Below are 9,767 nucleotides of genomic sequence, written 5' to 3'. Positions count from 1 at the left end.
GTCGCCGCGTTCGGCGGCCTCGCGCATCCACTTGAGCGCCTGGTAGCTGTCCTGGCGCACGCCGTCGCCGCGGAAATAGCGCAGGCCGAGGTCGTAGGCGGCCTTCGGCTGGGTCTTCGCGGTCTGCCTGAGCGCGGCGATGCGCGGCTCTTCGCGGTCTTCCGCCTCGTCCCTTTTTTGATAGGAGACCTGATCTTTAGGGCGATCGGAACAACCTGTGTCGTCGCAGATCCGTACCGTGTTCCCGGTGACGGACGGATCCTGCGCGCACGCGGCCAACAGCAACAACAGCCCCGGTGCGAGTAAACGGCGATACATGGGTACTTTCCTCAAATTTTTATCGGCGCCGCAATGCTTCGAGCTATCCCACCCCGCGAGCTCGTACCCGGTTGCGCGCGGCGCAGCGGATACAATTCCATCCGCCAACGCCGACACGCAGTCCTAGGCTCTCTCAGGTTCTCTCTTCGAATCGTTCCATCACTACTTCATTGCTGCCGCTTTTCGCTGTCCGACCAGGGCCGGAATCGATCTCCAAACATGACGCAACAAACAATAGTGACGTGGTGAGCAATAATAATGGAGAAAAACGGCATGTCAAGGCCCTTAGCGTGTTTGAAGTTTGCGTGACACGTCAGCTTTGATATGCTCTACCTCGCCCAAAACCCCTGGAGACCCCATCGAGATGTCCACCACCGAGCAGGCCAACGTCGATCTCATCACCGCCAACAAGGTGCGCGATCTCCTGAACCGGAACGGCATTCCGCCGCGCAGTCACAACACGACGATCGCGAACGTGCTCGGCCTGAGCTTCTCGGTCGTCACGCGCAAGATGAAAGGCCTGATCCCGTGGAACCTGTCGCAGTTGCAGGACATCGCGACGCACTTCGGCGTGCCGCCCGCGATCCTGCTCGACGACAAGGGCACGCAGCCGGCCGCGGCCGAGATGATCGACGCGACGTTCGTGATCGAGTCGAAGCGCTTTCGCTGCCGCGCCGCGATCTCGACGAAGGCGACCAGCCAGATCGAAACGGATTTCGTCGCGCTGCAGTGGCAGGGCGAATGGATCGTCACCGAACGCGAGCATGCGCGTGAGGGCCGCACGTATCCGGTCGACGTGATCGAGCTGCGCTCGGCGCAGCCGAATGTGTACGCGGCGCGCATCGCCGTGGTCGACGATTCGCACGACGTCGCCGAAACGGTCTGTGAATACTTCATCGAGAAAGGCGTGAACGCGATTCCGTACTTCGACGGTGCGAGCTTCCGCAAGGCGCTAGAGGTCGAGGATTTCGATGGCTACATCCTCGACTGGATGCTCGGCGACCAGACGGCCGCCGAACTCGTGCGCGGCATCCGCTCGAGCGAGAACAGCGGCGCGCCGATCTTCCTGCTGACTGGCAAGATCTCGACCGGCGAAGCGAGCGAGGACGAGATTGCGCACATCGTGTCGCACTACAACGCGCGCTGCGAAGAAAAGCCCGTGCGCCTGCCGATCCTGTTCGCGGAAGTCGCCCGCGAACTGAAACTCACGCTGCCGGCGGCAGCGGCCGCGACGAACTGAGCACCGAGCACGGAAACGGCGACCGGCGCGACAACCCGCTACACGCACCATAAGACCGAGGGAAAAACATGCGCATTTCAACCATCTGGATCAAAAGCCTGCTGACAACCTGCCTGCTCGGGATGGCCACTGCGGCATGGGCCGCGTCGTCGTTCACGTTCACCGTCGACGGCAAGATCAGCAAGAGCAACCAGCAGGGGAAGATGAGCTACGTCTTTTCCGAGCAGGCGCTGATGGCGCTGCCGCAGCATACGATCGTCACGTCGACGAGCTGGACGCCGAAGGCGACCTTCACCGGCCCGCGCCTGTCCGACGTGCTGAAGACGGTCGGCGCGCACGGCACGCAGATCGAATTTCGCTGCATCGACGAATACACGTTCACGATTCCCGTGTCGGACGCCGACAAGTACGGCGTGATCCTCGCGCGGACGATGAACGGCAAGGTGCTCGGCAACGACAACTACGGCCCGTTGTGGATCATGTATCCGCGAGACCAGTATCCCGACGAGCTGAAGACGCCGCTCGGCGAAGCCAAGTTCGCGTGGCAGATCATCGGTCTGACCGTGAAGTGACATGACGCGGCGGCGATGGAAAAATAGAAAAATCATCCTGGTCCTCGGCTCGCTGTGGATCATGGGGTTCGCCGCGTGGGCGTTCCTGCTGTGGGATCTCCTCGCCACCTCGGTCAACGAGGGCGTGCTCGAGGGGCCGCGCGAAGGCGTGTTCTGGACCGCCGCGCAATACCGAAACGTCTATACGCGCTTCGATCGTCAGCTGATTCTTTACGCGACGCGCGAGGACGACGACTTCGATCACGTGCAGATGCAGCTCGACAGCCTGTCGGTGTCGTTCGGGTTCCTGCAGCGGCCGTCGGAAGTGTCCCAATACTGGCTGCGCATCCCGCGCGCGCGCAACGAGATCGACGCGCTGGGCGAATTCATGACGCGCCTGAAGCGCGAGGTGCCGCTGCTGCGCGAGTCGCCGATGCAGGCGCGGCAGGTGATCGACGAAGTCAATGCGTATTGGCCGAAAGTTAACGGCCTCGCGAACTACTTCCGCGCGATCGAAATGGCTCAGCGCGATTTCACGTTCCATCAACTGAAGGACAAACAGCGCGCGATCCTGATCCTCGGCATCGTGCTCGGTGTGCTCCTGTGCGCGCTGTTCCTGCTGCTGCTCTATACGATGCGCACGCGCGACGACCTGCTCGAACGGCAAAACGCCGCGCTCGATGCGGAGCGCAAGGCGTCAGACCGCGCGTTCGAGATGATCGAGGCGAAGAATGCGTTCCTCGGGATGGTCAGCCACGAACTGCGCACGCCGCTGCAGGCGATCTGCGGATCGATCGAGATCCTGCTCGCGCGCTCGCAGTCCGACGCGAACCTGAAGACGATTCGGCGGCTGCAGAACTCCGCGCTGTCGCTGGAGGCGCTCGTCAAGGACCTCACCGACTACATCAAGCTGCGCTCGACGAAGCGCGTCGCCGAACTGGAGACCGTCGGCATCGCGCCGCTGCTCGCCGAAGCGCTCGAACCGCTACGCGAGAAGATCGTCGCGAAACGGATCGCGGTCACGCAGCTCGTCGAGCCGCCCGGCCTCGCGATCCGCTCCGATCGCAAGCTGCTGCGACAGGTGCTGTCGAATCTGATCGAGAACTCGGTCAAGTACACTGTCGGCGGCTCGATCACGGTCGCGATCACGCTTGCCGACGCGGCGGCCGGCCAGCAATTGAAGATCGCCGTGCGCGACACCGGCGCCGGCATCGCGAAACAACATCTGTCGAAGATCTTCGAGCCGTTCTATCGCGCGAACGACGCGGTCGGGCTGCACGTCGACGGGATCGGCATGGGGCTCGCGGTCGTGCGCGAAATCGTGACGACGCTACGCGGGCATGTGGACGTGCGCAGCGTGGTCGGCGAAGGCAGCGAGTTCGTCGTGACGCTGCCGGTCGAAGTGCCGGGCGTCGATACGGCCGGCACTGCCGCCGGCGATGCGCCCGCGCCGCCGCCCGCGCTGGCGTACCACGGCCGGCGCGCGCTGGTGGTCGACGACAACGACAACGCGCGCGAAACGCTCGGCGCGATGCTCTCGGCGCTCGGCGTCGACGCCGATCTGTGCGGCACCGGGCAGGAAGGCGTCGCGCGCTTCGGCACGGGCCGCTACGACCTCGTCGTGCTCGATCTCGAACTGCCGGACCTGAGCGGATTCGACGTGGCGCGGCGTATTCGGGCGGTGGCGGAACCCGACGACAACGGTCGGCATCCGGCGATCCTCGGCGTCAGCGCGTATGAATCGGCGGCGCTGCGCGAGAACCAGCGGGTGTTCGACGCGTTCCTGCCGAAGCCGGTCCACCTGCGCGAGCTCGGCGCGCTCGTCGAGACACTGCTCGCCTGAGCCGCGCGCCGGCGCGGCATCACGCGTGCCCGTTGCCCGGCGATTCGCCTACTCGCCTACTCGCCTACTCGCCTACTCGCCTACTCGCCTACTCGCCTACTCGCCTACTCGCCTACTCGCCTACTCGCCTACTCGCCTACTCGCCTACTCGCCTACTCGCCGAGCAGATGCAGCACGATATCGCGCCGGTGCGCCGCGCGACGATGCTCGAACAGATAGATCCCCTGCCACGTGCCGAGCACCATGCGTCCGTGCTCGACCGGGATCGATAGTTGCACCTGCGTGAGCGCCGTGCGCAGATGCGCGGGCATGTCGTCGGCGCCTTCGGTGTCGTGCTCGTAGCGCGTGTCGTCCTCGGGCGCGAGCGTCGCGAAATAGCGTTCGATATCGCGCTGCACCGACGGATCCGCGTTCTCCTGGATCAGCAGCGACGCCGACGTATGGCGGCAGAACACCGTGAGCAGGCCGGTTCGGATCGCCTGCTGGTCGACGAACGCGCGCACCTGCGGCGTAATTTCGACGAGGCCGCCGCCGCGCGTGTCGACGCCGACGTGCGTGATGGCCTGTTGCATCGCCATGACCTCAGGCCAGCGCGGCGAAGCCGTCGGCTTCGATCTGTTTCGCGTCGGCGGGGCGCACGACGCGTGCGACTTCGACCCCGTCGCGCAGGAACACCAGCGTCGGCCACAGCTTCACGCCGAACGAGCGGCCGAGCGGACGGCCGGGGCCGTCCTCGATCTTCAAGTGCCGCACGGCAGGATGCGCGGAGAACGACGCCGTGATCGCGGGCTGCGCGCCTGCGCAGATCCCGCACCAGTTCGCGCCGAATTCGATGACGGTTGCGCCGCCCAGTGCGTCGACTTCCGCGCGGGTCGGCGCGTTGGCGGTGTAGCGTTGCTCGGTGTCCATCAGGCCCTCGTGTGCGTTGGCGGAACGTGACTGCACGCGCCGGCGCGATGCGGGCGGGTGCGGCCTTCGATTTCTTACTGTAGCGGAAAAGCCCGCGCGCTGCCGGCGCGGTCCGCGCGCATCGTCCGGAATGACACGACAAGATTCGGAGCGCCGCATCGCCGCGACGGGATCAGCATGGGAACCGATCCCGTCAACAAAGGCCTCGACCATGAATGCACCGCATTGCGTCACCGAACCGAACATCCTCTACTTCGGCACGCCCGTCGTGCTGGTCAGCACGCTGAACGAAAACGGCACGGCCAATCTCGCGCCGATCTCGTCCGCGTTCTGGCTCGGCTGGCGCGGCGTGATCGGCATCGCTGCCAGTTCGCAGACCACCCGCAACCTGCTGCGCACCGGCGAATGCGTGCTGAACCTGCCGTCGTCGGCGCAGGCGGACGCGGTCGACCGGATCGCGCGCACGACGGGCACGTACCCGGTACCCGACGGCAAACGCGCGAAGGGCTACGTATTCGAACCGGACAAGTTCGGCACGGCCGGGCTGACCGAAGCGGCATCGCAAACCGTCACGCCGCCGCGCGCGCTCGAATGCCCGGTGCACATGGAGGCGGTCGTCGCGGCCACCTACGGAATCGGCGACGACACGCCCGACCTGCGCGGCCGCATCCGCGTGTTCGAGCTGCGCATCCAGCGCGTGCACGTGCATCCCGACCTGCTGATGGACGGTCATCCGGACCGCATCGATCCGGACAAGTGGTCGCCGCTGATCATGAGCTTCCAGAAGTTCTACGGGCTGGCGCCGCGGCAGGTGCATCCGTCGCGGCTCGCCGAGATTCCCGAACGCGCGTATCGCAGCCCCGACATCGAGCGTTCGCGCGACGCGGGCACGCTGGCCGGTAGCGCACGGTAATGAAGCGCGCGGGAGAACGCCTGTGAATCCGATACGCCGCCCTGCTGCCACCCGTGCGGCCGATGTCGCCGCGCCGGCCCGGCATCGCCTCGTGCTGCCGGCGCTGTGCATCGCCGTGCTGATCGCGCAGATCGACACGGCGATCGTCAATCTCGCGACCGAACCGATCGGCACCGCGTTCGGCGCCCGCGTCAGCGCGCTGCAGTGGGTGATCGACGCGTACAACCTCGCGTATGCGGTGCTGCTGCTCACGGGCGGCCTGATCGGCGACCTGTACGGTCGGCGGCGTGCATTCGTGCTCGGCGCGACGGTGTTGAGCGGCGCGTCGGTCGTGTGCGCGCTCGCGCCGACGCTGGGCGTGCTGATCGCGGGCCGCGCGCTCGCCGGCGCGGGCGCCGCGCTGCTGATCCCCGCGTCGCTCGCGATCGTCCGCGTGCTCTGGCGCGATCCGGCCGAACGCGCACGCGCGCTCGGCATCTGGGCCGCGTGCGGCGGCATCGCGATGATCGTCGGCCCGACGCTCGGAGGCGTGCTGATCCACGCGTTCGGCTGGCGCAGCATCTTCGGCGTCGTGATTCCGTTCGGCATCGCCGCGATCGCACTCGCCAGCGCCGTCGTGCCGGAATCGGCCGATCCGCGGGGCCGGCGCTTCGATCCGGCCGCGCAGGTGCTCGGTGCGATCGCGATCGGCTGCGTCGTATTCGCGACGATCGACGCGCGCCACGACCCGCAGCGCGCGGCGCTGCTAATCGGGACCGGCGCGGCCGCGATCGCGCTGTTCGTGCGGATCGAACGGCGGCTCGGCACGGCCGCGCTCGTGCCGCTCGACCTGTTCGCGAATCGCGCGTTCCGCGGGATGCTGGTCGGCAACGGCGCCATGACGTTCGGCGGCTACGGGATGCTGTTCGTGCTCCCGCTCGCATGGCAAAGCCACCACGTGCTCGACGCCAGCGGCGCCAGCCTCGCACTGCTGCCGATGTCGGTGCCGTTCGCGCTCGTGTCGTTCGGCTCCGGTGCCGTTGCGGCCCGCGTCGGCGCACGCACGGCCGGCGCGGGCGGCGTCGCGCTGATGGGGCTCGGGCTCGCCGCGATCGGCATCGGCGCGGCCGGGTCGACGAATCCGCACGCGCCGATGCTCGCGTGGGCCGAGGCGGGGCTCGCGCTGACCGGCACGGGCCTCGGCCTCGCGGTCGGCTCGCTGGCCGCGACGGCCGTCGGCGCAGTCGACGCCGCGCGCGCCGGCACCGCGGCATCGCTGATGAACGTGACGCGGATGATCGGCGCGGTCTTCGGCGTCGCGCTGCTGGGCGCGCTGTACGATGCGTGCGGCGGCGGCGCGTCGGGGCTGCGGGTCGCGATGCTGACGGGCAGCGCGCTGCAGCTCGCGGGCGCGGCGCTCGCGTGGCGCACGGCCGGCACCGGCACGCGGGCCGGCGCACCGAGGCCGATCGGATAAGATACGGCCGGCCACGCACCTTGGCCCATGACCGAACCGACGGAGTGTTTTCAGTGATTCAACCGACCCCAATATTCAAGGACAACCTCGCGCAACTGCCGGCCATCGACGGCATCGCGCGCATCGATCTCGTCGGCGCGAACGGCGACGTGGTCGCGACCATCGAGAACCAGCCAGGCAAGCAGGGCTCGCTCGCGGTGTACCACTATCTGAAGCAGGCGTTCGGCACGCTCGACGCGAAAGCGGCCGAGCACGGCCTCGCGGTGTTCGCCGAGCATACGGCCGACGCGCGCAATCGTCCGGGCGCGCACCCGAACGTCGATCGTCTGCTGGCGATCGTGGCCGGCGGCGACGCACTGCGCATCGACGTCGTCGCGAAGGACTGAGTCGGCGGCGACACGTACGCGTGCCGCCAGGCGGCGCGCGCGACCGTGACGGACGGGCGAAAAAGCGCTTGCCGCGCCCGTCCCACTTTCCCCGGAGACAACCAGCGTGCTTCCTTCCGTTGCCTCGCCGCTCACCCGGCATCTGGCGTCGATCGTTTCGATCGCGGTACTTGCCGGCGCCACGTTCGGCGGCACGGCATCGGCCAAGCCGCTGCGCACGGCCTCCGATATCGTCGGAGCGTCGCTCGTGCCGCTCGGCACGCTGCCGCACTCGCCTGAAAGAGGTTCGCTCGATCCGTTCTGCACGCAATATCGCGCGAAGCCGACCACGGCGGCCGGCCGCGAAGTCGCGAAGCGCGACTGGATCGTGACATCCGAGGCACCGCTTGGGCGCTACACGGTCGTGAGCTTCGCGAGCGGATTCAACGCCGGCACGAGCGCAATCTGTTTCGCGCGCAACGGCAACCTCGGCGTATTCGAGGGCGCGACGCTCGTCGCGCTGGGCTACACGGCGCGCAAGGCAGGCTGGCAGCTCGGCTCGGTCGATCGTCTGGAGAATGGTGCACTGCTCGTCTGGGGCGGCGACGGCCCCGGAGCGCCCGTCGGCGAGCTGCACGAGGAAAACGGCGGCCTGCGGCTGACCCGCGTCGCCGCCGAAAGCACGCACTGCAGCGGCCGCGCGGTCGTGCCGAACGTATACGGCAAGCCGCTCGACGCGGCCCGCAAGATACTGATCGCGCATGGCTGGCAACCGCTGCGGCCGCGCGAGAAGCCGGACGCGATGGACGGGGCTGCAACGCTCGCGAAGCACGGCATTATCGAAGCCGAAGCGTGCTCGGGCACCGGCATCGGGTATTGCGCGCTGCGCTACCGGAATGCGGCCGGCGTGCTCGGCGTGACGACGGTGGGCGGCAAGCCGGACCGGCCTTCCGAGAACACCGTGATCGACTATCAGGTTGCCTGTCGCAAGCAGTGAACGGCGTGCAGGGGCGCATGCGCGATGCATGCGTCATGCGATCCGTGCCGCCAGGCCATCGTCCGTTCGCTCGATTGACCGGCTTCGCCCGCCCTCCTAAACTGGATTCCCTTTTACGCCGCACCCGCAAAAGGGACTGCCATGATCGGCTTCTCCACGCTCGCGCTGTTCTCCGGCGCGTGTCTCGCGCTGACCATTACGCCGGGCCCCGACATGTTGCTGATCGCGTCCCGCAGTGTGAGCCAGGGGCGACGCGCCGGCTTCGCGACGCTCGCGGGCATCCAGGCCGGCACCTACTGCCACGCGCTCGCGGCCGCGTTCGGTCTGTCGCAGCTGTTCGTTGCGGTGCCGCTCGCCTATGACGCGGTGCGCTTCGCAGGCGCCGCGTATCTGCTGTATCTCGCGTGGAAAACCTTCCGTTCGAGTGCGGCCGCGTTGTCGCCCGTCGCGTCGCCACGTCGCCATTCGACCGCGACGATCTTTCGCCAAGGGCTGACGACGAACCTGCTGAACCCGAAGATGGCGCTGTTCGTGCTCGCGCTGTTCCCGCAGTTCGTGCGGCCCGAGCACGGCTCGATCGCCGTGCAGATTCTCGTGCTCGCGACGGTGCTCAACCTGATCGGGATCGTCGTGAACGGCGCGGTGATTCTGTCCGCGAGCCGGCTGAGCCAGCGGATCGGCGCGCGCCGCCGGCCGTCGAAAGTACCGCAGTATCTGCTGGGGTCGGTGTTCGTGGGGCTGGCGGCGCGGCTCGCGATAGCGGGACGGCACTGAGGGCAGCCAGCAGCGCGAACGGAACCGTGCGCGCCCCGACGACACACGAGGGCGTCAGTCGTCGCGACCGGTACCCGAATCACGCGTGTCCATCACCACGCGCAACGCACCGCTATCGAGGATGCTTGCCGGCGTCACCGTGCGGCGGTGCCACGCAATCCGGCCGAAATACCAGATCCTCCAGAAGCCGAGCGGATGATCGGGATTCCGGTGCAGCAGCGTGTAGAAGGTCTCGACGTCGCCGAGCACGATCCGCGTCGCCTCGCACACGACCTCGCGCACGAAACGTGAGCAGAACTGCCGGCTCGACGCGAGATTGAAACCCGTGTCGTAGAGCACACCGATCCGGCGCGTCGCCGCGGCGCCGCCGGGTGGCGGATTTCGATACCGGCGTGACACGC

At 67.5% G+C, this 9,767-nt stretch carries 11 protein-coding genes and 1 pseudogene; 8 read left to right on the top strand and 4 right to left on the bottom strand.

Annotated elements, in window-relative coordinates; genetic code table 11:
• A partial coding sequence (locus H0X95_RS23370) for an SEL1-like repeat protein (RefSeq protein ID WP_163124159.1) occupies positions 1-318 on the bottom strand: 318 nt, incomplete at its 3' end.
• 364 nt (positions 319-682) lie between these two features.
• On the opposite strand from H0X95_RS23370, the gene H0X95_RS23365 reads away from it, so the two are divergent.
• The 3 genes from H0X95_RS23365 to atsR all read left to right on the top strand — a co-directional run bounded on the left by H0X95_RS23365 (position 683) and on the right by atsR (position 3,952).
• Positions 683-1,558, top strand: a complete 876-nt coding sequence (locus tag H0X95_RS23365) for a response regulator (protein WP_006485493.1) — start codon at positions 683-685, stop codon at positions 1,556-1,558.
• A 68-nt stretch (positions 1,559-1,626) separates the two neighbouring features.
• Positions 1,627-2,130, top strand: coding sequence for a molybdopterin-dependent oxidoreductase (locus H0X95_RS23360; protein WP_006485477.1), 504 nt, complete (start codon positions 1,627-1,629; stop codon positions 2,128-2,130).
• A 1-nt stretch (position 2,131) separates the two neighbouring features.
• The gene (atsR, locus tag H0X95_RS23355; protein WP_059720979.1) at positions 2,132-3,952 is read left to right on the top strand and encodes a hybrid sensor histidine kinase/response regulator AtsR; all 1,821 of its coding nucleotides are present in this window, start codon (positions 2,132-2,134) and stop codon (positions 3,950-3,952) included.
• A gap of 152 nt (positions 3,953-4,104) precedes the next feature.
• Here the strand turns inward: atsR and H0X95_RS23350 are convergent, their stop codons facing one another.
• Entirely contained in the window at positions 4,105-4,524 is a 420-nt protein-coding gene (locus tag H0X95_RS23350; RefSeq protein ID WP_012493085.1) for a secondary thiamine-phosphate synthase enzyme YjbQ, read from the bottom strand.
• Between the two features lie 10 nt (positions 4,525-4,534).
• Positions 4,535-4,861, bottom strand: a complete 327-nt coding sequence (locus H0X95_RS23345) for a thioredoxin family protein (protein WP_006485487.1) — start codon at positions 4,859-4,861, stop codon at positions 4,535-4,537.
• A gap of 211 nt (positions 4,862-5,072) precedes the next feature.
• Between H0X95_RS23345 and H0X95_RS23340 the strand changes: the two genes are divergently transcribed.
• From H0X95_RS23340 to H0X95_RS23320, 5 genes are all read left to right on the top strand, one after another.
• Complete coding sequence (locus tag H0X95_RS23340; protein ID WP_027812970.1) at positions 5,073-5,774, top strand: flavin reductase family protein; 702 nt, start codon at positions 5,073-5,075, stop codon at positions 5,772-5,774.
• 22 nt (positions 5,775-5,796) lie between these two features.
• Positions 5,797-7,230 (top strand): MFS transporter, encoded by a 1,434-nt coding sequence (locus tag H0X95_RS23335; protein WP_058902656.1) that lies wholly within the window; start codon positions 5,797-5,799, stop codon positions 7,228-7,230.
• A 53-nt stretch (positions 7,231-7,283) separates the two neighbouring features.
• Positions 7,284-7,616 carry a DUF2322 family protein gene (locus H0X95_RS23330; RefSeq protein ID WP_059720980.1) on the top strand — a complete coding sequence of 111 codons (333 nt, stop codon included), beginning with the start codon at positions 7,284-7,286 and terminating at the stop codon, positions 7,614-7,616.
• A gap of 106 nt (positions 7,617-7,722) precedes the next feature.
• Positions 7,723-8,592: a PASTA domain-containing protein gene (locus H0X95_RS23325; RefSeq protein ID WP_059720981.1), complete on the top strand. Its 870-nt coding sequence runs from the start codon at positions 7,723-7,725 to the stop codon at positions 8,590-8,592.
• Positions 8,593-8,733: 141 nt separating this feature from the next.
• Positions 8,734-9,366: a LysE family translocator gene (locus H0X95_RS23320; RefSeq protein ID WP_059720982.1), complete on the top strand. Its 633-nt coding sequence runs from the start codon at positions 8,734-8,736 to the stop codon at positions 9,364-9,366.
• A 54-nt stretch (positions 9,367-9,420) separates the two neighbouring features.
• Here the strand turns inward: H0X95_RS23320 and H0X95_RS23315 are convergent.
• Positions 9,421-9,729: pseudogene (locus tag H0X95_RS23315) on the bottom strand (YiiX/YebB-like N1pC/P60 family cysteine hydrolase); the annotation flags it as partial.
• Positions 9,730-9,767 lie beyond the last annotated feature (38 nt).

This window comes from Burkholderia sp. 9779_493 (genome assembly GCF_015712215.1).
GTDB lineage: Bacteria > Pseudomonadota > Gammaproteobacteria > Burkholderiales > Burkholderiaceae > Burkholderia > Burkholderia cenocepacia.
This window is presented reverse-complemented; position numbering and strand designations above follow the sequence as displayed.

Bases quoted from the DNA above. Each gene is read 5' to 3' on its own strand.
- H0X95_RS23365 (WP_006485493.1), top strand. From the start codon at position 683: ATGTCCACCACCGAGCAGGCCAACGTCGATCTCATCACCGCCAACAAG.
- H0X95_RS23360 (WP_006485477.1), top strand. From the start codon at position 1,627: ATGCGCATTTCAACCATCTGGATCAAAAGCCTGCTGACAACCTGCCTG.
- atsR (WP_059720979.1), top strand. From the start codon at position 2,132: ATGACGCGGCGGCGATGGAAAAATAGAAAAATCATCCTGGTCCTCGGC.
- H0X95_RS23350 (WP_012493085.1), bottom strand. From the start codon at position 4,524: ATGCAACAGGCCATCACGCACGTCGGCGTCGACACGCGCGGCGGCGGC.
- H0X95_RS23345 (WP_006485487.1), bottom strand. From the start codon at position 4,861: ATGGACACCGAGCAACGCTACACCGCCAACGCGCCGACCCGCGCGGAA.
- H0X95_RS23340 (WP_027812970.1), top strand. From the start codon at position 5,073: ATGAATGCACCGCATTGCGTCACCGAACCGAACATCCTCTACTTCGGC.
- H0X95_RS23320 (WP_059720982.1), top strand. From the start codon at position 8,734: ATGATCGGCTTCTCCACGCTCGCGCTGTTCTCCGGCGCGTGTCTCGCG.